This is a genomic window from Pseudomonas peli (assembly GCF_900099645.1).
In the GTDB taxonomy this organism is placed as follows: domain Bacteria; phylum Pseudomonadota; class Gammaproteobacteria; order Pseudomonadales; family Pseudomonadaceae; genus Aquipseudomonas; species Aquipseudomonas peli.
In genome coordinates this window covers 160063-181066 of record NZ_FMTL01000004.1, presented here as the reverse complement: position 1 = coordinate 181066, position 21004 = coordinate 160063, and the positions used below count along the sequence as shown (strand labels likewise).

Annotated in this window: 22 protein-coding genes; 11 read left to right on the top strand and 11 right to left on the bottom strand. The window is 59.5% G+C overall.

Going from position 1 to position 21004, the window contains the following annotated elements:
• Positions 1-43 precede the first annotated feature (43 nt).
• The 5 genes from BLO50_RS18000 (at position 44) to tldD (ending at position 8457) form a co-directional block, all read left to right on the top strand.
• Complete coding sequence (locus BLO50_RS18000) at positions 44-664, top strand: Maf family protein (protein WP_090255530.1); 621 nt, start codon at positions 44-46, stop codon at positions 662-664.
• 61 nt (positions 665-725) lie between these two features.
• On the top strand, positions 726-2183 hold the full coding sequence (rng, locus tag BLO50_RS17995; RefSeq protein ID WP_090255528.1) for a ribonuclease G: 1458 nt from the start codon (positions 726-728) through the stop codon (positions 2181-2183).
• Between the two features lie 31 nt (positions 2184-2214).
• Positions 2215-6048: a YhdP family protein gene (locus BLO50_RS17990; protein WP_090255526.1), complete on the top strand. Its 3834-nt coding sequence runs from the start codon at positions 2215-2217 to the stop codon at positions 6046-6048.
• Positions 6049-6133: 85 nt separating this feature from the next.
• A complete protein-coding gene (locus BLO50_RS17985; RefSeq protein WP_090255525.1) occupies positions 6134-7003 on the top strand; it encodes a carbon-nitrogen hydrolase family protein in 870 nt (289 codons plus the stop codon).
• Positions 7000-8457, top strand: coding sequence for a metalloprotease TldD (gene tldD / locus BLO50_RS17980; RefSeq protein ID WP_090255523.1), 1458 nt, complete (start codon positions 7000-7002; stop codon positions 8455-8457). The genes BLO50_RS17985 and tldD overlap by 4 nt, the downstream gene beginning before the upstream one ends.
• Positions 8458-8505: 48 nt before the next feature.
• On the opposite strand, the gene yjgA is transcribed toward tldD, so the two are convergent.
• Positions 8506-9027: a ribosome biogenesis factor YjgA gene (yjgA, locus tag BLO50_RS17975; RefSeq protein WP_090255521.1), complete on the bottom strand. Its 522-nt coding sequence runs from the start codon at positions 9025-9027 to the stop codon at positions 8506-8508.
• Between the two features lie 103 nt (positions 9028-9130).
• On the opposite strand from yjgA, the gene pmbA reads away from it, so the two are divergent.
• A complete protein-coding gene (pmbA, locus tag BLO50_RS17970) occupies positions 9131-10477 on the top strand; it encodes a metalloprotease PmbA (protein ID WP_090255519.1) in 1347 nt (448 codons plus the stop codon).
• Positions 10478-10544: 67 nt separating this feature from the next.
• Here pmbA and BLO50_RS17965 read toward each other — a convergent pair whose 3' ends face one another.
• The 10 genes from BLO50_RS17965 to BLO50_RS17920 all read right to left on the bottom strand — a co-directional run bounded on the left by BLO50_RS17965 (position 10545) and on the right by BLO50_RS17920 (position 17669).
• The gene (locus BLO50_RS17965; protein WP_090255517.1) at positions 10545-10817 is read right to left on the bottom strand and encodes an HPr family phosphocarrier protein; all 273 of its coding nucleotides are present in this window, start codon (positions 10815-10817) and stop codon (positions 10545-10547) included.
• 12 nt (positions 10818-10829) lie between these two features.
• Entirely contained in the window at positions 10830-11687 is an 858-nt protein-coding gene (gene rapZ / locus BLO50_RS17960) for an RNase adapter RapZ (RefSeq protein WP_090255514.1), read from the bottom strand.
• Positions 11688-11689: 2 nt separating this feature from the next.
• Entirely contained in the window at positions 11690-12163 is a 474-nt protein-coding gene (gene ptsN / locus BLO50_RS17955) for a PTS IIA-like nitrogen regulatory protein PtsN (protein ID WP_090255512.1), read from the bottom strand.
• A gap of 15 nt (positions 12164-12178) precedes the next feature.
• Positions 12179-12487, bottom strand: a complete 309-nt coding sequence (gene hpf / locus BLO50_RS17950) for a ribosome hibernation-promoting factor, HPF/YfiA family (protein ID WP_090255510.1) — start codon at positions 12485-12487, stop codon at positions 12179-12181.
• Positions 12488-12680: 193 nt separating this feature from the next.
• A complete protein-coding gene (locus tag BLO50_RS17945; RefSeq protein ID WP_090255508.1) occupies positions 12681-14195 on the bottom strand; it encodes an RNA polymerase factor sigma-54 in 1515 nt (504 codons plus the stop codon).
• A 138-nt stretch (positions 14196-14333) separates the two neighbouring features.
• A complete protein-coding gene (gene lptB, locus BLO50_RS17940) occupies positions 14334-15059 on the bottom strand; it encodes an LPS export ABC transporter ATP-binding protein (protein ID WP_090255506.1) in 726 nt (241 codons plus the stop codon).
• Between the two features lie 2 nt (positions 15060-15061).
• Positions 15062-15604: a lipopolysaccharide transport periplasmic protein LptA gene (lptA, locus tag BLO50_RS17935; protein ID WP_090255504.1), complete on the bottom strand. Its 543-nt coding sequence runs from the start codon at positions 15602-15604 to the stop codon at positions 15062-15064.
• On the bottom strand, positions 15591-16160 hold the full coding sequence (lptC, locus tag BLO50_RS17930; protein ID WP_090255503.1) for an LPS export ABC transporter periplasmic protein LptC: 570 nt from the start codon (positions 16158-16160) through the stop codon (positions 15591-15593). Before lptC ends, lptA begins: the two co-directional genes overlap by 14 nt.
• A 7-nt stretch (positions 16161-16167) precedes the next feature.
• Complete coding sequence (locus BLO50_RS17925; protein WP_090255501.1) at positions 16168-16695, bottom strand: KdsC family phosphatase; 528 nt, start codon at positions 16693-16695, stop codon at positions 16168-16170.
• Entirely contained in the window at positions 16695-17669 is a 975-nt protein-coding gene (locus tag BLO50_RS17920) for a KpsF/GutQ family sugar-phosphate isomerase (RefSeq protein WP_090255499.1), read from the bottom strand. The genes BLO50_RS17925 and BLO50_RS17920 overlap by 1 nt, the downstream gene beginning before the upstream one ends.
• 246 nt (positions 17670-17915) lie before the next feature.
• On the opposite strand from BLO50_RS17920, the gene BLO50_RS17915 reads away from it, so the two are divergent.
• Genes BLO50_RS17915 through BLO50_RS17895 form a run of 5 tightly spaced genes read left to right on the top strand, consistent with a single transcriptional unit; the run spans position 17916 to position 20944 of the window.
• Positions 17916-18725 carry an ATP-binding cassette domain-containing protein gene (locus tag BLO50_RS17915; RefSeq protein ID WP_090255497.1) on the top strand — a complete coding sequence of 270 codons (810 nt, stop codon included), beginning with the start codon at positions 17916-17918 and terminating at the stop codon, positions 18723-18725.
• Positions 18725-19522 (top strand): lipid asymmetry maintenance ABC transporter permease subunit MlaE, encoded by a 798-nt coding sequence (gene mlaE / locus BLO50_RS17910; protein ID WP_090255496.1) that lies wholly within the window; start codon positions 18725-18727, stop codon positions 19520-19522. Before BLO50_RS17915 ends, mlaE begins: the two co-directional genes overlap by 1 nt.
• Positions 19522-19992, top strand: a complete 471-nt coding sequence (mlaD, locus tag BLO50_RS17905) for an outer membrane lipid asymmetry maintenance protein MlaD (protein WP_090255493.1) — start codon at positions 19522-19524, stop codon at positions 19990-19992. The genes mlaE and mlaD overlap by 1 nt, the downstream gene beginning before the upstream one ends.
• A gap of 14 nt (positions 19993-20006) precedes the next feature.
• Positions 20007-20639: an MlaC/ttg2D family ABC transporter substrate-binding protein gene (locus tag BLO50_RS17900; protein WP_090255491.1), complete on the top strand. Its 633-nt coding sequence runs from the start codon at positions 20007-20009 to the stop codon at positions 20637-20639.
• Entirely contained in the window at positions 20636-20944 is a 309-nt protein-coding gene (locus BLO50_RS17895) for an STAS domain-containing protein (protein WP_090255489.1), read from the top strand. Before BLO50_RS17900 ends, BLO50_RS17895 begins: the two co-directional genes overlap by 4 nt.
• The last annotated feature ends 60 nt before the right edge of the window (positions 20945-21004 follow it).

Sequence of the window (21004 nt, the reverse complement as noted above, 5' to 3'; positions counted from 1 at the left end):
AAGGCCGCTGGGCCTTGCGTTTATCCGACAGGGAGAAGTCAGCATGGCCACACTCTATCTCGCCTCCGGATCGCCGCGTCGCCGCGAGCTGTTGACGCAAATTGCTGTGCCCTTCCTCACGCAAATCGCACCGATTGATGAAAATGCATTGCCAGGCGAGTCGCCAATCGCCTATGTAGAGCGTCTGGCGCTTAGCAAAGCGCAAGCTGGGCTGGCTGCATTGACCGATAACGCGGATGCCGTGGTGCTCGGTGCAGATACGGCTGTGGTGCTTGATGGACGAATTCTTGGCAAGCCGACCGACCGCGCCGATGGGTTGTCGACGCTCAGTGATCTGTCTGGGCGAACCCATGAGGTGCTGACGGCCGTGGCGCTGGTCAGCCGCGAACGCCAAGCGTCGCGGGTGGTCACAAGCCAGGTCACCTTCCGCGCGTTGAGCCAAGCCGAAATCGAGGCTTACTGGGTCAGCGGCGAGCCGCAGGACAAGGCCGGGTGTTACGGTATTCAGGGCCTGGCTGCGGTGTTTGTCAGCCAGTTGCAGGGCAGTTATTCGGCGGTGGTGGGTTTGCCGCTGTGTGAAACTGCCGCCTTGCTCGCAGAATTTGCTATTCCGTGCTGGCAGTCGCTGCCAGTTCACAGTCAAGAGGTTGCGGGTCGCGGGTGAGTGACCGCCATTAACGGCGCAGTCCCTGGGCTTTCAGCTTTATCTCAGAAGAGATGAGCGCATGAGTGAAGAGATCCTGATCAACATCACGCCGATGGAATCGCGCGTGGCGGTGGTGGAAAACGGCGTACTGCAGGAAGTGCATGTCGAGCGCACGCAGAAGCGTGGCATCGTCGGCAATATCTACAAAGGCAAAGTGGTGCGCGTACTGCCGGGCATGCAAGCGGCTTTTATCGATATAGGCCTCGAACGTGCAGCATTTATTCACGCGGCGGAAATTTCCACCCGTGAAGGCTCGGCGGTGGAAAGCATCAGCGCTCTGGTGCATGAAGGCCAGAGCCTGGTTGTGCAAGTGACCAAGGATCCGATTGGCAGCAAGGGCGCGCGTCTGACCACCCAGCTGTCGATTCCTTCGCGCTACCTGGTGTATATGCCGCGCACCGCCCACGTTGGCATCTCGCTGAAAATTGAAGACGAAGCCGAGCGCGAGCGCCTCAAACAGGTGGTGGCAGATTGCGTGGCGGCAGAAGGCATCGAGGAAACCGGTGGTTTTATTCTGCGCACCGCGGCTGACGGTGCCGGTGCCGATGAGATCCTTGCAGACATCCGTTACCTGCGCCGCTTGTGGGAACAGATCGCCACGCAGATGAAGGTCGGCCCGACACCGCTGGTGATCTATGAAGACCTGTCTCTAGCGCTGCGCACCCTGCGTGACCTGGTTAACCCGAAAATCGAGAAGATTCGCGTCGATTCGCGCGAAACCTTCGGCAAGATCACTCAGTTCGTTGATGAGTTGATGCCGGAAATCGCTGACCGCCTGGAGCACTATCCGGGTGAAAGGCCGATCTTCGATCTGTATGGCGTCGAGGATGAAATCCAGAAGGCGCTGGAGCGCAAGGTGCCGCTCAAGTCCGGTGGTTACCTGATCATTGATCCAGCCGAGGCGATGAGCACCATTGATGTGAATACCGGTGCGTTCGTCGGCCACCGCACGCTGGAAGAGACCATCTTCAAGACCAACCTGGAAGCCGCAACAGCGATTGCTCGCCAGCTGCGCCTGCGCAATATCGGCGGGATCATCATCATCGACTTCATCGACATGGAAGATGAAGAGCACCAGCGCCAGGTGCTGCGTACCTTGGAGAAGCAGCTGGAGCGCGACCACGCCAAGACCAATATCATCGGCATTACCGAGCTGGGCCTGGTGCAGATGACCCGCAAACGCACCCGCGAGAGCCTTGAACAGGTGCTCTGCGAGCCATGCAGCGCCTGTCAGGGGCGCGGCAAGCTGAAAACGGCGGAGACCACCTGCTACGAAATCTTCCGCGAAATTCTGCGTGAGGCGCGGGCCTATCAACCGGAAGGTTATCGCGTGTTGGCCAATCAGAAAGTAGTCGACCGCCTGCTCGATGAAGAGTCGGGCAACGTCGCCGATCTCGAAGCTTTTATCGGCCGCACCATCAAGTTCCAGGTTGAAACCATGTATTCCCAGGAACAGTACGATGTGGTGCTGCTCTGATATGCGCGTTTACCGCCTGGGCGTGAACTGAATGGCCGCGTTGGCGCGCTGGGTTACCTTGCTGCTGCGTACGGCATTGGGGCTGTGCGCTTTGACGCTGGTATTGGCGGCGCTGTATGTCAGCCTCGGGCGCGAGCTGGTGCCGCTGGTCGCCGAATACCGTCTGGAAGCCGAAGACAAGGCCCGTGAAGCGTTGGCCATGCCGGTGCAGATCGGTGAATTGGAAGGCCTCTGGCAGGGTTTTTCACCCGTACTTACCGCTCACGATGTTGCGCTCGGTGAGGGTGCCGGCGCCTTGCAGCTGGATCAGGTGCGCGTAGTGCCTGATGTGCTGGCTAGCCTGCTGGCGCGACAGTTGCGCATTGCCCGGCTTGAGCTGGATGGCGTGCGGCTGGTCGTGCAGCAAGCTGAAGACGGCAGCTGGTCGCTCAAGGGCTTACCGCAACGCAATGAACCCGTGCCGCTTGATCTGGCTCAGGTGCTGACACAGTCGCAGATGCTCAAGCGCCTGTCGCTGTTTAACAGCCAAGTCACCATACAGGCCTTCGATCAGCCGGCACGAACCCTGACCTATGTAAACCTCACCCTGCGTAATGGCAGCGCGCGCCAGCGCCTGGACGGCCGCCTGCTGTTGCCCGATGGCCAGCCGCTTGCCCTGCAGTTGCGCACGCGTATAAACGCCAAGCACTGGCAAGACGCCCAAGCCGAGCTGTATCTGAGCCTGCCGCAGAGCGATTGGTCGGCCTGGGTGCCGACGAGCCTGTTGGCGCAATGGCGGCTTGAGCAGTTGCAGCTCGGTGGTGAGGTCTGGCTGAGCTGGGCCAATGGCGGCATGCAGCGGGCTGTCAGTCGCCTGCATGTGCCGCAGCTCAAGGCCGGCTACGCCGAGCGCGAGTCGGTGGCGCTGAATAATCTGGCGCTGAATGCTTACTTCACCCGCACCGAGCAAGGCTTCAAGCTGTTCCTGGATGATCTGGCGTTCAGTCGGGGTGAACAGCGTTGGGGCGATGTCCGTCTTGCATTGACCCAGCAGGCAGAGAGCGCAGAAGTACAGGAACAATGGTTGCTGAGTGCTGATCGCCTTGATCTGGCGCCGCTTCAGCCCTTGGTGGCAGGGCTTGCACCACTGCCGGATAAGGGGCTGGCGCTGCTTGAGCAACTCAAACCGCATGGCGCGCTGCGCAATCTTCAACTCGACTACCGGCCGCGGCTGAGTGATGGCAAACGCCTGCAGTTCTCGGCCAATCTGGAACGCATCGGTTTTGCCGCATACCTTGGCTCGCCGGCCGCAGAAAATGTCAGCGGCAGCATCAGCGGTGATCTCGGTCAGGGTGAGTTACGCCTCGACAGCGAAGATTTTTCCCTACACCTCGACACCCTGTTCCCCAAACCTTGGGTCTACCAGAAAACCAACGCCTTGCTGACCTGGCAGATTGACGAGCACGCCTTCACCTTACGCAGCCCTTACCTGCGTGTGCAGGGCGAGGAGGGGCCGGTCGCCGGTGACTTCCTCATCCGCCTGCGTGTTGATCCGACGCAGGAAGATTACATGGACCTGCGTGTCGGTCTGCGCAACGGCGATGCGCGCTTTACCGAGAAATACCTGCCAAGCCGTGCGCCGGGCATGAGTGCCGACTTGGATGCCTGGTTGAAAAGTGCCATCCGGGGTGGCGCGGTGGATGAAGGCTATTTCCAATACCAGGGTTCGCTGAACAAAGGTGCAGAAAATGCTGCGCGCAGCATCAGCCTGTTCTTTGCTGTGCATGATGCCGAGTTGGCCTTTCAGCCCGGCTGGCCAGCCCTGCGTGAAGGCCGTGGTCGCGTCTTGATCGAGGACACCGGCGTACGCGTTGAGTTGGCCGAAGGGCGCATTCTCGATAGCCAGGTGAGCGATGCTCAGGCATTGATTGCGACGGCATTGCCGGGCCAGCCGCCGCGCCTGTTGCTGACTAGTGAGCTGAGCAGCAATGTTGAGGATGCCCTGCATATCCTGCAACAGGCGCCGATAGGCACTGCCGAAACGTTTTCGGGATGGGCGGGTGCTGGTGCGCTGGCCGGTAAGCTCAAACTCGATCTGCCGCTGCGCAAGGGCTTAGCTCCGGCAGTGGTGGTGGATTTCGCTACTGAAAGCGCACAACTCAGCTTGCCCAACCCGCCGCTGCAATTCAGTCAGTTGCAGGGCGCCTTCCGTTACAACACCGCCAGTGGCCTGAGCGCCCCGGATATTCGTGCCCAGGTGCTGGGGCATGCGGTGCGCGGCAAAGCGTTGGCCGAGGGTGCGCGAGGTAAAGCACGCAGCCGTATTGAGGCCAGCGGAGAGATTGCCGTCAAAGAACTGAGCACTTGGCTGGGGGTGACCCAGCCGCTGCCCATCAGCGGTACGCTGCCGTATCGCCTCAACCTGATTCTCGAGGGGGCCGACAGTCAACTGCGCGTGAGTTCATCCCTTAAAGGCGCGACGGTGGCCTTGCCGGCACCGTTCGGCAAGGCCGCTACCGAGGCGCGGGCGACGCAGTGGCGCATGAGCCTGGGCGGCCGTGAGCAGCGCTACTGGTTGGATTACGCCGATTTACTGAGCCTGACCTTCGCTGCTAGCCCAGGCCAGTTCAATCAGGGGCGTGGTGAGATTCGCTTGGCCGATGGTCCAGCCAGCCTGCCTACCAGCCAAGGCTTGCGCGTGCGTGGGCGCGTGGCAGAGCTGGATTGGTCGGCCTGGCAGGCGGTGTTGCAGCCCTATGCCAGCGTGCCGATCGGTGATGCACAGCGACTGTTCAAGGATGCGCAGCTGCGTATTGGACGTTTCAGCGGCTTTGGCATTAGCCTCGATACGCTGGAGGTCGCGGTTCAGCGTGAGGCTGCCACCTGGGCAGTCAGCCTCGACAGCCCTCAGCTCAAAGGCCAGGTCGGCTTGCCGGATGCCCGTGAGCTGCCGATTACTTTGACACTCGACTATCTGCGCTTACCAGCGGCAGAGAAGAAAATCGCCGGCGAGCCTATAGTCGATGCGCCCGATCCGCTGGCCAGTTTCGATCCGAGCCGTTTCCCGGCGCTGGACGTGCGGATCGCCGAGGTCTATCAAGGCATCGAACCGCTGGGCAGCTGGTCGCTCAAGGCGCGCCCGGTCAGTGCCGGTGTGCATTTCAACGAGTTGGACCTCAACCTCAAAGGCCTGAAGATTGGCGGCCGCGCCACCTGGCTAAACGCCGCAAATGGCGTGCGCACGAGCTACAAGGGCCGTATGGGCGGTGCCGATCTGGCCGATGTACTGATTGCCTGGGGCTTTGCACCGACTGCCAGTAGTCGTGACTTCCATATGGATGTTGAGGGTGACTGGCCCGGCTCGCCGGCCTGGTTCGGCTTGAAGCGTTTCAGCGGTACGCTGGATGCTTCGCTGCGCAAAGGCCAGTTCTCCGAGGTGGAGGGGCCGGCTTCGGCGTTGCGGGTTTTCGGCCTGTTGAATTTCAACTCGATCGGCCGGCGCCTGCGCCTGGACTTCTCCGACCTGCTTGGCAAGGGCCTGAGCTATGACCGGGTCAAAGGGTTACTGGTGGCCGACAACGGTGTATTCGTGACCCGTGAGCCGATCACCCTTGAAGGCCCATCGAGCAATCTGGAGCTTAATGGCACCCTGGATATGGCCAATGACCGTATCGATGCCAAGTTGTTGGTGACCTTACCGGTGACCAACAACCTGCCACTGGCTGCGCTGATAGTCGGTGCGCCGGCCATCGGTGGTGCGCTGTTTATCGCCGATAAGCTGCTGGGTGACCGCGTGGCGCGCTTTGCCAGTGTGCAGTACGACGTCAAGGGTGCCTGGCAGAATCCGGACATCAGCTTCGACAAACCCTTCGAAAAACCTCAGTAAACCGTGCATGACTGATATGCAGCCGTGCAGTCTGCGGGTATGGCTTGTAAGCTGAAGCCATACCGACATTGAGATAAAGGCAGTCATGACTTTCGCTGTCATTCAAATGGTCAGCCAGGCCGATGTGCTGGCCAATCTGGCACAGGCTCGGCAGTTGCTTGAGCAGGCTGCCGCACAAGGTGCGCGATTGGCCGTGCTGCCGGAAAATTTCGCGGCCATGGGCCGGCGTGATCAGGCCGCGCTGGGGCGCGCCGAAGCGTTGGGCGAGGGACCGATTCTTCCTTGGTTGCAACAAGCCGCCCGTGACCTGGACCTGTGGATTGTCGCCGGTACCTTGCCCTTACCGCCGGATGGCCAGCCCGACGCCAAGGCGCATGCCTGCTCCCTGCTGATCGATAATGCCGGCCAACGCGTGGCCCGTTATGACAAGCTGCACCTGTTTGATGTGGATGTCAGCGACAGCCATGGCCGTTACCGCGAGTCGGATGATTACGCCTTCGGCGCTCAGGTCGTGGTTGCCGATACCCCGGTCGGGCGCTTGGGCATGACCGTTTGCTATGACCTGCGCTTTCCCGAGTTGTACAGTGCCCTGCGCGCAGCCGGTGCCGAGCTGATCTGCGCGCCGGCGGCCTTTACTGCGGTTACCGGTGCGGCACATTGGCAGATATTGACTCGCGCGCGAGCCATCGAAACCCAGTGCTATGTGCTGGCGGCTGGACAGGGCGGCACCCATCCCGGCGGGCGCGAAACCTTTGGTCATTCAGCACTGGTCGATCCATGGGGTCGCGTGCTCGCGGAGCTGCCGCAGGGGCCGGGGGTGCTGCTGGCCGAACGGGATGCAGCCGAGCAGGCGGCGATCCGCCAGCGCATGCCGGTGGCGCGGCATAAACGATTTTTTGCGGCAGCCGAACCACGGCTGCCAGGTGCAACAGTCATCAACGAGATTGAGCAATGAACAGTATGTTGGTATCCGTCAGTGAACATCTGCTGGGGCCGGGCGGCTTGACCATTGAGCACCTGCCTGCGGTCCTGGCTGACTTGGCCGGGCCGGGAATCGATGCGGCCGACCTGTACTTCCAGAGCCAGGTCTCAGAAACCTGGGCGCTGGAAGACGGCATCGTCAAGGAAGGCAGTTTCAACCTCGATCAGGGTGTCGGTGTACGCGCTCAGTCGGGTGAGAAAACCGGTTTTGCCTACAGCAATACGATCACTGCCGATGCCCTGAGTCAGGCTGCGCGAGCGGCTCGCTCGATTGCTCGTGCCGGGCAGAACGGTCGTGTGCAAGCGTTCAGCAGCCCGCTGGTCAAACCGCTGTATGCCCAGGACAACCCGCTGGATGTGCTGGGACGGGCGGAAAAGGTCGAGCTGCTTAAACGCATCGACGTTGCCACACGCGCCCTTGATCCCCGCATTAAGCAGGTCTCGGTCAGCCTGGCCGGGGTGTGGGATCGCGTTCTGGTGGCGGCGAATGACGGCAGCCTGGGCGCGGACATTCGCCCGCTGGTGCGCTTCAATGTCAGCGTGATCGTCGAGCAGAACGGTCGTCGCGAGCGCGGCAGCCAAGGCGGCGGCGGGCGTACCGATTACCGCTACTTCCTCGAACAGACCAGCAATAACGAAGAGCGCGCCATGGGCTATGCCCGTGAGGCGCTGCGTCAAGCGCTGGTCAATCTGGAAGCGATTCCAGCCCCAGCAGGCACGATGCCCGTAGTGATGGGCGCCGGTTGGTCTGGCGTGCTGCTGCACGAGGCCGTCGGTCATGGCCTGGAGGGCGACTTCAACCGTAAAGGCAGTTCGGCCTACAGCGGCCGCATGGGTGAGCAGGTGGCGTCCAGCCTGTGCACCATCGTCGACGATGGCACCCTGGCCGAGCGCCGTGGTTCCCTGAGCATGGACGATGAAGGCACCCAGACCCAGTGCACCACGCTGATCGAGAACGGCGTGCTCAAGGGCTACATGCAGGACAAGCTGAATGCCCGCCTGATGGGCGTGGCCTGCACCGGTAACGGTCGTCGTGAGTCCTACGCGCACCTGCCTATGCCACGCATGACCAACACGTACATGCTGGCCGGCGAAAGCGACCCGGAAGAAATCATCCGTTCGGTGAAGAAGGGCATCTACTGCGCTAACCTCGGCGGCGGCCAGGTGGATATCACCAGCGGCAAGTTCGTGTTCTCCACCAGCGAGGCTTACTTGATCGAGGACGGCAAGATCACCGCCCCGGTTAAAGGCGCCACCCTGATCGGCAATGGCCCGGAAGCCATGAGCAGAGTGTCGATGGTTGGTAACGACCTGGCGCTGGACAGCGGCGTTGGCACCTGCGGCAAGGATGGCCAATCGGTGCCGGTTGGCGTCGGCCAGCCGACGCTGAAGATTGATGCGATTACGGTGGGCGGGACAGGCAGCTAAAAATCGTCGATTGGGTTGAGCGTTGCGCAGCCCAATCGATGTGCTGGTCTAGCGCAAGCCGCGCTGGGTTTCGTCCAGTTCGCGGATGTATTTGAAGATTTTGCGGGACGCGGCAGGCGCTTTGTTCTGCGCCAGTTCGTGCTGGCCCTGACGGATCAGCTGGCGCAGGTGCTGGCGGTCGGCGTCGGGGTATTCACCGACAAATTTTTCCAGGGTGTCGTCGTCGCCGTTGAGCAAACGGTCACGCCAGCGCTCCAGGTTATGAAAGCGTTCGTTGTACTGGCGGGTGGAGGCATCCAGCTGGTCAAGCAGGGTCAGGATGGCTGGGATGTCCTGATCGCGCATCAAGCGGCCAATAAACTGCACATGGCGCTTCTTTGCGGCATTGGCGGTGTGTTTGGGCGCTTCGGCCAGCGCGCGGCGCAGCTCGTCGGTCAGCGGCAGTTTGTTCAGCAGATCAAGTTTCAGGGTAGTCAGGCGTTGCCCCAGATCCTGCAGCGCATGAAACTCGCGCTTGATCTGGGTTTTGCTCTTCTCGCCGGAGAAGTCGTCGTCAAGGTATTCAGACATGGTGGCGGTCCAGTGGAAAACGCCGACATGATAGCAGCAAGTTTCCAGCTGTAAGCGTCTGGCCTGTGTGGCCGCGTTTGCCGCTTATCGTTCAGGAGTTCTTATGAGTGCAGTAGATATCGTCGGCCCGCAGGCTGTGCCGCATTTACAGGCGCAGGTGGAGCAGATTATTGCCGAGGCTAAAAAGCAGGGCGCGAGTGCCTGCGAGGTTGCCGTCTCGGTGGAGCAGGGCTTGTCCACCACGGTGCGTCAGGGTGATGTGGAAACAGTCGAGTTCAACCGCGACCAGGGTTTCGGTATCACCCTGTATGTCGGTCAGCGCAAGGGCTCGGCCAGCACTTCGGCCAGTGGTGAAGCCGCGATTCGCGAGACCGTCGCGGCGGCCCTGGCGATTGCCAAGCATGCCTCCGAAGACGAATGCGCTGGCCTGGCCGATGCCGCGCTGATGGCCCGCGAGTTGCCGCAGCTAGATCTTTATCACGCTTGGTCGATCACCCCGGAGCAGGCCATCGAGCAGGCTTTGAGCTGCGAGGCCGCGGCCTTTGCCGCAGACCAGCGGATCAAGAACGCCGACGGCACCACGCTGAATACCCATCAAGGCTGCCGGGTTTATGGCAACAGCCATGGCTTTATCAGTGGTTACGCCAGCACGCGGCACAGCTTGAGCTGCGTGATGATCGCCGAAGACGGCGGGCAGATGCAGCGCGACTATTGGTACGACGTTAATCGCCAGGGCGAGTTGCTGGCCGATGCCAGCAGCATTGGTCGTCGTGCCGCCGAGCGTGCGGTAAGCCGGTTGGGTGCGCGTCCGGTACCGACCTGCGAAGTGCCAGTGCTGTTCGCTGCAGAATTAGCGGGTGGCCTGTTTGGTAGTTTTCTCGCGGCTATTTCCGGCGGCAATTTGTACCGCAAGTCGTCGTTTCTTGAAGGGACACTAGGTCAGCAGTTATTCCCTACGTGGTTGACACTGGATGAGCGCCCACATATCCCCCGTGCGCTGGGCAGCGCTGCCTTTGATGGCGACGGTCTGGCGACCTATGCAAAATCCTTTGTCGAGCGCGGCGAGCTGCTGTCCTATGTGCTCGGCACCTACTCCGGACGCAAGCTGGGTATGCCCAGCACCGCCAACTCCGGTGGGGTGCATAATCTGTTTGTAAGCCATGGCGATGAAGACCAGAAAGCGCTGCTCAAGCGCATGGGGCGTGGTTTGCTGGTCACCGAGCTGATGGGCCAGGGCCTGAATATGGTCACCGGTGATTATTCGCGCGGTGCCGGTGGCTACTGGGTTGAGAATGGCGAAATCCAGTTCCCGGTTCAGGAAGTCACGATTGCCGGCAACCTGCGCGACATGTTCAAGCAGATTGTTGCAGTCGGTAATAATCTGGAACTGCGCAGCAATATCCGTACAGGTTCGGTGCTGATTGAGCGTATGACGGTGGCGGGTAGTTGATTCCGCTTGTATGAAAAAGGGGGCTGTCGCGTAAGCGTTCAACCCCTTTTTACTGCCTCTCGATCAGCTATTCGCCTTCGTCGAAGTAGTTGTTGATCAGCTCGCTCAGGGCCTGTAGCGCCTCGCTATCCTGCTCGCCTTCGGTGTGCAGGTGCACCGGTGTGCCTTTGCCGGCGGCGAGCATCATTACTGCCATGATGCTTTTGCCGTCGACCAGGCTCTCCGGCGTACGGCCTACCTTAACCTGGCAGGGAAAACGCCCAGCGACGCCGACAAACTTGGCCGCCGCACGGGCGTGCAGGCCAAGCTTGTTGATAATGGTGATTTCGCAGGCGGGCATCGCGGCAATTCCTTAGCTGAGGTCGCGGTGGCGAGTCTGAACGTTTTTCAGGATGGGTTTGAGGGTTTCCCCCAGGCGGTTGGCCAGGTACACCGAGCGGTGGTGACCGCCCGTGCAGCCAATCGCCACCGTGACATAGGCGCGGTTGCTGGCGGCAAAGCGCGGCAGCCATTTGGTCAGGTAGGCGAGGATGTCCTGGTACATGTCTTCGACATCGGCCTGGGCCGAGAGGTAGTCGACTACCGGCTGGTCGAGGCCGGAGAAGTCGCGCAAGTCCGGCTTCCAGTAGGGATTGGGCAGGCAGCGCACATCGAATACCAGATCAGCATCCACCGGCATGCCGCGCTTGAAACCAAAGGACTCCAGCAGAAACGCGGTACCCGGCTCGGGTTGGTTAAGCAAGCGCAGTTTGAGGCTGTCGCGCAGCTGATACAGGTTGAGGTGAGTGGTGTCGATCTTCAGGTCGGCCAGGTCGATGATCGGCCCTAGCAGCAGCGCTTCATCGGCGATGGCTTCTGCCAGCGAGCGGCTCTCGTTGGTCAGCGGGTGGCGCCGGCGGGTTTCCGAGAAGCGCTTGAGCAGGGTTTCTTCGTCGGCATCCAGGTAGATCACATCGCACTTGATGTGCCGTGCGCGAACTTCTTCAAGCAGCTCGGGAAAGCGCTTGAGGTGGCTCGGCAGGTTGCGGGCATCAATCGACACTGCGACCTGCGGATGCAGCAGTTCGGTGTGCAGTAGTGCGCGCTCAGCCAGTTCAGGCAGCAGCCCGGCTGGCAGGTTGTCGATGCAGTAGAAACCGTTGTCCTCAAGCACATCGAGGGCGGTGCTCTTCCCGGAGCCGGAGCGACCGCTAACGATGATCAGGCGCATGCTCAGGCTCGGTTGAGTTGGCTTTGTACGTCCACAACCACCTGATACAGGGCTTCGCTGCTGTCGGCTTGGCGCAGGCTGGCACGCACATCGCTGCGATCGAGCATGCTGGCGATCTGCCGGAGCAGTTCCAGGTGAGCGTCGGTGGCAGCTTCGGGCACTAGCAGGACAAACAGCAGGTCCACAGGCGCACCGTCGATGGCGTCGAAGTCTACGGCAGCGTCCAGGCGCAGCAAAGCGCTGATCGGCGCGGTACAACCCGGCAGGCGACAGTGCGGAATGGCAATGCCATTGCCGAAACCGGTCGAGCCAAGCTTTTCCCGGGCTATCAGGCTTTCGAAGATGTCTTGGCCGTCCAGGTCAGGTAGCTCACGGGCCACCAGGTTGGCAATCTGTTCGAGGACACGTTTTTTGCTGCCGCCCGGCACGTTCACTAAAGAACGGCCGGGGGTCAGGATGGTTTCAAGTCGGATCATAGGAGATAGACGATGTCAGCGGGCCATAGCGCCCTGTTGACGTTCGAGCTGTTTTTCCTTGTGTTTGATGAGTTGTCGGTCGAGTTTATCAGTCAGTAGATCGATGGCTGCGTACATGTCTTCATGTTCAGCATTGGCGACAACTTCACCGCCAGCAATGTGCAGGGTCGCTTCGATTTTCTGTTTGAGTTTCTCGACCTCCATGGTGACTTGTACATTGGTGATCTTGTCGAAGTGGCGCTCCAATCGGCCGAGTTTTTCGGCGATGTAGTCGCGTAGGGCGTCGGTCACATCCAGCTGGTGTCCACTGATGTTGACTTGCATACCGCTTTCTCCTTGTTGCCGTGTGTAAGAGGCAGGCATGAGGCCTGCCGCCGGAACACTGTGGCGTGGAAGACTCGGGCAGAACGAGCCTGGCACGGTCGCTAATTGCATGTTGGCAGTATGGCTGCTTTTGCGAAAAGGCGAGGCCTGGGCATGTTCTGTCTGGGTTGATGTCTTCCTTCTTTGTGCCGCCTTAGATCAATCGTTTGCGCTCACTGGAAGGCGCTATTCCGAGGGATTCACGGTACTTGGCGACCGTGCGGCGAGCGACTTGAATGCCCTGTGCTTCCAGTAAACCAGCGATCTTGCTGTCACTCAACGGCTTTTTCGCATTTTCCGCGGCGACCAGTTTTTTGATGATGGCGCGGATTGCCGTGGACGAGCATTCGCCGCCCTCGGAGGTGCTGACGTGGCTGGAAAAGAAGTATTTCAGCTCGTAAATGCCACGCGGGGTGTGCATGAATTTCTGCGTGGTCACCCGCGAGATGGTCGACTCATGCATGCCCACAGCTTCGGCAATGTCGTGCAGCACCAAGGGTTTCATCGCCTCATCGCCGTAGTCGAGGAAGCCGCGCTGGTGTTCAACGATCTGCGTGGCCACTTTCATCAAGGTTTCGTTGCGGCTTTGCAGGCTTTTGATAAACCAGCGCGCTTCCTGCAGCTGGTTACGCATAAAGGTGTTGTCGGCGCTGGAATCGGCGCGTTTCACAAAGCCGGCGTATTGCGCGTTGACCCGCAGGCGCGGCATGGCTTCCTGGTTGAGTTCAACCAGCCAGCGCTCGTTGTGTTTGCGCACGATTACATCGGGTACCACGTATTCTGGCTCGCTGGATTCGATCTGCGAGCCAGGGCGCGGGTTGAGGCTTTGAATTAGGTCGATAACCTGGCGCAGCTCGTCTTCCTTGAGCTTCATGCGGCGCATCAACTGGCTGTAGTCGCGGCTGCCGAGCAGGTCGAGGTAGTCGCTGGCCAGGCGCTGAGCTTCGCTCAGCCAAGGGGTTTTCGCTGGCAGCTGACGCAGTTGCAGAAGCAGGCACTCACCCAAGTTGCGCGCGGCGATACCGGTGGGCTCGAATTGCTGGATGCGGTGTAAAACGGCTTCAACTTCGTCGAGCTCGATATCCAGTTCCGGGTCGAAGGCTTCGACCACTTCTTCCAGGGTTTCTTCCAGGTAGCCCTGTTCGTTGATGCAGTCGATCAGGGTGACGCCGATCAGTCGATCCTTGTCGGACATCGGGGCCAGGTTGAGCTGCCAGAGCAGGTGGCTTTGCAGGCTCTCACCGCTGGAGGTGCGGGTAGTGAAATCCCACTCGTCGTCATCGTTGGTGCTGCTGGGCAGACTGCTGGCGCTGGTCTGGTAGATATCTTCCCAGGCGGTATCGACGGGCAGCTCATTGGGAATGCGTTCGCCCCAATCGCCTTCTTCCAAGTTGTCCACGGTCTGCGTGGCTTCCTGGTAGTTGGTTTCCTGATAGGGCGCTTCGGGCTGTTCGCTGGGGCTGGCGCTTTCTGCGCCATCGGCCATAGGGTCCGAATTGTCGAAATCATCGCCATCTTCCTGGCGTTCGAGCATCGGGTTGGACTCCAAAGCATCCTGGATCTCTTGCTGCAGATCCAGGGTAGACAGTTGGAGCAGGCGGATGGCCTGTTGCAGCTGCGGTGTCATCGTCAGCTGCTGGCCCATTCTCAGGACTAGCGATGGTTTCATTGCAGACCTTATTTACCGGCGTCTGTGCGCAATCCACAACAGGGCGTTTTCAAAAAGCGCCACTAGGAAGCAAATTATATGCCTGACTTTAAGGGTTTTGCCTAGTCTTGGCTGCAGTCGGCTTGAGAAAAGCGGTGGTTACAGGCGGAACTCATGCCCCAGATACACTTCTTTGACTGTCTGGTTGGCCAGAATGGCCTCGGCATCACCCTCTGCGATCAGCTGGCCATCGCTGACGATATAGGCGGTTTCGCAGATATCCAGGGTCTCGCGCACGTTGTGGTCGGTGATCAATACACCGATACCCTTGGCCTTGAGGTGGTGGATGATCTGCTTGATATCGCCCACGGAGATCGGGTCGACACCGGCGAAGGGTTCGTCGAGCAGGATGAACTTGGGGTTAGTCGCCAGGGCGCGGGCAATTTCCACGCGGCGGCGCTCACCACCGGACAGGCTCATGCCGAGGTTGTCGCGAATATGGCTGATATGGAATTCCTGCAGCAGGCCTTCAAGCTCCTTGCGACGAGCAGCGCCGTCGAGGTCCTTGCGGGTTTCCAGGATGGCCATGATGTTATCGGCCACGCTGAGCTTGCGAAAAATCGAGGCTTCCTGCGGCAGGTAGCCAATGCCGGCGCGAGCGCGGCCATGCATGGGCTGATGACTGACGTCGAGATCATCGATCATCACGCGACCCTGATCGGCCTGTACCAGGCCGACGATCATGTAGAAACAGGTGGTCTTGCCGGCGCCGTTGGGGCCAAGCAAGCCGACAATCTGCCCGCTGTCGATACTCAGGCTGACGTCGCGCACAACCTGGCGGCCTTTGTAGCTCTTGGCCAGGTGTTGGGCTTTCAATGTGGCCATTATTACTGCGCCTGCTGGTCGGCTGGTTTGTTCTTCGGCTGGATCACCATGTCGATGCGCGGACGTGGCGCGGTGACGTTGGTGCCTGTGGCACGGCCGGCGTTGACGATCTGGCGCTGGGTGTCATAGACGATTTTTTCGCCTTCGAAGGTGTTGCCTTCCTGAATCACCTTGGCCTGATCGATCAGGACGACGCGCTCGTTGGCCATGAAGTACTGAATGGTCAGGCCGTAGGCCTTGACGATCTGCTTGTCGGCTGACGGCAGTTGCTCGTAGTAGGCCGGCTTGCCGACAGAGGTAAATACCTCGACATCGCCTTGGGCATTCTGGGTGATGGTCACGGTGTCGCCAGTGACCTTCATGGTGCCCTGGGTGATGACGACATCACCGCGGTAGACCGCTACGCCTTGCTTGTCATCAAGTTCCGCGCTGTCAGCCTGGATGCGGATAGGCTGTTCGCGATCGGAGGGTAGGGCCCAGGCGCTGACACTTCCGAGTGCGGCACTGAGGCTGAGTAGTAGGGGGAGGGTGTTAACGAGCCTCATGCTGACCTCTTACGTTGGACAGCAGGAGCATCCTGCCGTCATTCATGTACGCTTTCATTCCTTGTGCCGTGGTCACCCCATTGGCCGCGTCGATTCTAACGGCTTGCTGGGTCTGCGCATATTCCTTCTCGGGGAATACGGTCAGGCGGCTGGTGGTAAGAATAGTCGGACGGCCTTTGGCGTCGGTGCGCTCAACGCGCACCTTGTCGATCAGCTCGACCTCAACGCCGCCTGGCGATACTTCACCGCGCTCGCTACGGATTTTCCAGGGCTGCTCGGTGCCGCGGAACAGGTTCATATTCGGGCTGGTCATCAGGGTGATGTCGCTGGCCTTGACGTGCTCGACCTTGTCGGCCTTCAGCTCATAGTGCAGTTTGCCATCGGCCTGGTATTGAACGGTGTAGGTGTTGGTGGCGTAAAAGTCGATGGTGGTGTCGGTCTCGGCTGACTGGGGCTGTTCGTTGAAACTGTCAGGGCTGAGGTTCCAATAGCCGAGCGCCGCTACCAGTAGTGCGACAAAGGCAAACAGAACAACGTTGAATAATTTGCGGGGCATGTTTGGCCTATAGGTAAGCAGCTTGGGCGGCTTCGAGGGTGCCTTGGGCGTGCATGATCAGTTCGCAGAACTCACGGGCGGCGCCTTCGCCTCCGCGGGCGCGGGTAATCCCATGGGCGTGCTGGCGGACAAAGTTGTCGGCGCTGGCGACAGCCATGCCCAGGCCGACGCGGCGAATCACCGGCAGGTCGGGCAAGTCGTCACCGAGGTATGCAACCTCTGCATAGTCTAGGCCCAGTTCACCAAGCAGTTCATCAAGAACTACCAGCTTGTCTTCGCGGCCTTGATAGAGGTGTTGAATCCCCAGATTTTGCGCGCGGCGTTCAACCACCGGTGTTTTGCGGCCGCTGATAATCGCGGTGCGCACGCCGGAGTTGATCAGCATCTTGATGCCATGACCGTCGAGGGTGTTGAACGTCTTGAATTCGCTGCCGTCGACCAGAAAATAAAGCTTGCCGTCTGTGAGGACGCCGTCGACATCGAAAATGGCCAGTTTTATGGCTTGAGCGCGTTGCAGCAGGTCGGCATCGATCATCACATCACTCCGGCACGGAGCAGATCGTGCATGTTCAGTGCGCCGATGGGCAGATCGTTTTCGTCGACAACGACCAGTGAGCTGATCTTGTGGTCTTCCATGATTTTCAAGGCCTCTGCCGCCAGCATGTCTGCACGGGCAGTCTTGCCGTGGACGGTCATTACGTCATCGATAATGGTCTGGCGCACGTCGATATTGCGATCCAGGGTACGGCGCAGGTCGCCGTCAGTGAATATCCCGGCTAGGCGACCGTCATCCTCTGTTACCACGGTCATGCCCAGGCCTTTCTGGGTCATCTCCAGTAGTGCATCACGCAGCGATGTACCGCGCTTGATGCGTGGCAGGTTGTCGCCGGCGTGCATCACGTTGTCCACCTTAAGCAGCAGGCGTCGGCCCAGTGCGCCGCCCGGATGGGAAAAAGCAAAATCTTCGGCGGTAAAGCCGCGAGCTTCGAGCAAGGCTACGGCAAGAGCATCGCCTAGAACCAGTGACACGGTAGTCGACGACGTTGGCGCCAGGTTCAGTGGGCAGGCTTCCTGAGACACACGGGCGTCCAGGTTAACTTCAGCGGCAGTGGCCAGCGGAGAGTCTGGATTGCCGGTCATGCTGATCAGGCGGATGCCGAGGCGTTTGATCAGCGGCAGCAGGGTCACAATTTCTGCGGTAGAGCCTGAGTTGGATAGTGCCAGTACCACGTCATCGCGGGTGATCATGCCCATGTCGCCGTGGCTCGCTTCGGCCGGGTGCACGAAAAATGCAGTGGTGCCGGTGCTGGCCAAGGTGGCGGCAATCTTGTTGCCAACGTGGCCGGATTTGCCCATGCCGAGTACCACTACGCGACCCTTGCTGGCGAGAATCAGCTCGCAGGCGCGCACAAAATCATCATTGATGCGCGCCAGCAGATCCTGAATAGCTTCGAGCTCCAAGCGAATGGTGCGCTGCGCTGACTGAATCAGATCGGTTGATTGGCTCATGACATCTCTGCGGTGAACAGGCTAAAAGCTGGGGATTATAACGAGAAAGGTGTGCCTGCCCAGTATTTCGAGTGGTTCGTGACAGGTTGCAGTTGTGCGGTGCTTATCTTCGGCAACACCTTCAGTCTTGGGCGGTCAGTGCCGCAGTGGTATAGTTCGCGGCCATTTTCGGTACGTTCGACGATCTGTAGTGCCCTTTGTTCAGGGCGATACGTCAGTCAGGCAAGCGTTGAGCAAGGAGTCCAGATGAGCGCCGAGAACCCGTATGCGGTTGAGCTGAAGAACGTCAGCTTCAAACGTGGCGAGCGGGATATTTTCAAAAACATCGATATCCAGATTCCCCGTGGCAAAGTCACAGGGATCATGGGACCGTCTGGCTGTGGCAAAACCACGCTGTTGCGCTTGATCGCGGCTGAGCTCAAGCCGAGTCAGGGTGAGGTTTGGGTCAACGGGCTGAACTTGCCGACGCTGTCGCGCAGTGAGCTGTTCGACATGCGCAAGCAGATGGGCGTGCTGTTCCAGAGTGGTGCGCTGTTTACAGACCTAGACGTGTTCGAGAACGTTGCCTTTCCCCTGCGCGTGCACACCAAACTCCCTGAAGAGATGATTCGCGACATTGTCCTGATGAAGTTGCAGGCGGTGGGTCTTCGTGGTGCGCTGGAGTTGATGCCGGATGAGCTCTCTGGCGGCATGAAGCGTCGTGTGGCATTGGCTCGAGCGATTGCCCTGGACCCGCAAATACTCATGTATGACGAGCCTTTCGTCGGTCAGGACCCGATTGCCATGGGGGTTCTGGTGCGACTGATTCGCCTGCTGAGCGATGCGTTAGCGATCACCAGCATTGTGGTGTCTCATGACCTGGCGGAAACCGCCAGTATTGCCGACTACATCTATGTCGTGGGCGACACCCAGGTGTTGGGGCAGGGCACTCCGGCTGAGTTGATGGCCTCGGATAATCCGCGCGTGCGTCAGTTTATGCAGGGCATCCCCGATGGCCCGGTACCGTTTCACTTTCCGGCGGCCAATTACCGCGATGATCTTCTAGGGGGGCGCTGATGCGCAAGACATCTGTGCTCGAGCGGGTGCGCCTGTTCGGTCGCGCCGGTATTGATGTGGTGGCCACGTTGGGGCGCTCGGTGCTTTTTTTGCTGCGTGCGCTGTTGGGGCGTGGCTCGACCGGTAACAGTTTTCAGCTACTAATCAAGCAACTGTATTCGGTTGGTGTGATGTCCCTGGCCATCATTGTGGTATCCGGCATTTTTATCGGCATGGTGCTGTCGCTGCAGGGCTTCAGCATTTTGGCCAAATACGGTTCCGAGCAGGCGGTGGGGCAAATGGTCGCCCTCACACTGCTGCGCGAATTGGGGCCAGTGGTCACTGCTTTGCTGTTTGCCGGTCGCGCGGGCTCTGCGTTGACCGCTGAAATCGGCAATATGAAATCCACCGAGCAGCTGTCGAGCTTGGCGATGATTGGCGTTGATCCGCTCAAATATATTGTCGCGCCGCGGCTTTGGGCCGGTTTTATCTCGATGCCGCTGCTGGCGATGATCTTCAGTGTGGTCGGTATCTGGGGCGGTGCGATGGTCGCCGTCGACTGGCTGGGGGTTTATGAAGGTTCGTTCTGGGCCAACATGCAAAGCAGTGTTTCATTCCGTGAAGATGTGCTCAATGGTGTGATCAAGAGTGTGGTCTTTGCGTTTGTTGTGACTTGGATTGCCGTGTTTCAGGGCTATGACTGTGAGCCGACTTCGGAAGGGATTAGTCGTGCCACCACGAAAACTGTGGTGTACGCCTCGCTCGCCGTGCTGGGGCTGGACTTTATTCTGACTGCTTTGATGTTTGGAGATTTCTGATGCAGAACCGCACGCTGGAAGTGGGTGTCGGCTTGTTCCTGTTGGCTGGGTTGTTGGCCTTGTTGCTGCTGGCCTTGCGCGTAAGCGGCCTGACTGTTGGCAGCAGTGAAAATACCTACAAGGTGTATGCGCACTTTGAGAATATCGCGGGGTTGACGGTCAGGTCGAAAGTGACCATGGCCGGCGTGACGATTGGAAAGGTCACCGCCATTGATCTGGACCGCAACAGCTATATGGGGCGCGTCACCATGGTGTTGGATGATGCTGTGGATAACTTGCCGGCAGACTCTACCGCCTCGATTCTGACCGCGGGCTTGTTGGGCGAGAAATACATTGGGATTAGCGTGGGCGGTGAAGAAGAGGTGCTGCGTGATGGCAGCACCATTCACGACACGCAGTCGTCGTTGGTGCTGGAAGACCTGATTGGTAAGTTTTTGCTGAATTCGGTCAACAAAGACCAGGCAAATTAAGAGGGGTGCTGACTATGTTCAAAACGCTGCGTAACGGTTTGTTAATCTGTCTGGCCGCTATCTCATTCCAGGCGTTGGCAGCTCCAGCCGCTCATGAAGTGGTGCAGCAGACCACTACCACGCTGCTAGCCGACCTCAAGGCCAATAAAGAGCAGTACCGTACCGATCCGGGGGCGTTTTACAACGCCCTGAACAGCATTCTTGGTCCGGTGGTGGATGTTGACGGAATTTCTCGTGGCGTGATGACCGTACGTTACTCGCGTCAGGCTTCGCCTGAGCAGATGCAGCGCTTTCAGGAGAACTTCAAACGCAGCTTGATGCAGTTCTATGGCAACGCCTTGCTCGAATACAACAACCAGGATATCCGCGTGCTGCCAGTCAGCGGCCAGCAGGACCCTGAGCGCACCTCGGTAAATATGGAAATCAAGGATGGCAAGGGCGTGGTTTACCCGCTGTCTTACACCATGGTCAGCCTCGATGGCACCTGGAAGATGCGCAACGTGGTGATCAACGGCATTAACGTCGGTAAGTTATTCCGTGATCAGTTCGCCCAGGCCATGCAAGACAATCGCAATGACCTGGACAAGGTCATCGACAACTGGACCGAGACCGTTGCCAAAGCCCGCCAAGGGGCCAATGCATCGTGAGTCAAGCCAGTATCCGTGAGGCGTCACCTGGCGTTTTTAGCCTGACCGGTGTGCTCGATTACCTGAGCGCGCCGGCGCTGCGTGAGCACGGTGCGCGCCTGCTCAAGGTCAGTCCAGCGGCGGCATGCGTGATTGATTGCGCGGGTGTGGAGAAATCCAGCAGCGTCGGGCTCTCGCTGTTATTGGCGTTTATGCGTGATGCCAGTGCGGCCGGCAAGACCCTGAGCGTGAGTAATCTGCCCAAGGACATGCGCGAGATCGCTGGCGTTTGCGGTTTGCTGGAGATTCTTCCGCTGCAAGCCTGATCAAGGCTTCGGTCGGCTGGCAGTAATGCGGGGTTCGCAGGCGGGGGGCTTTTTTGTATG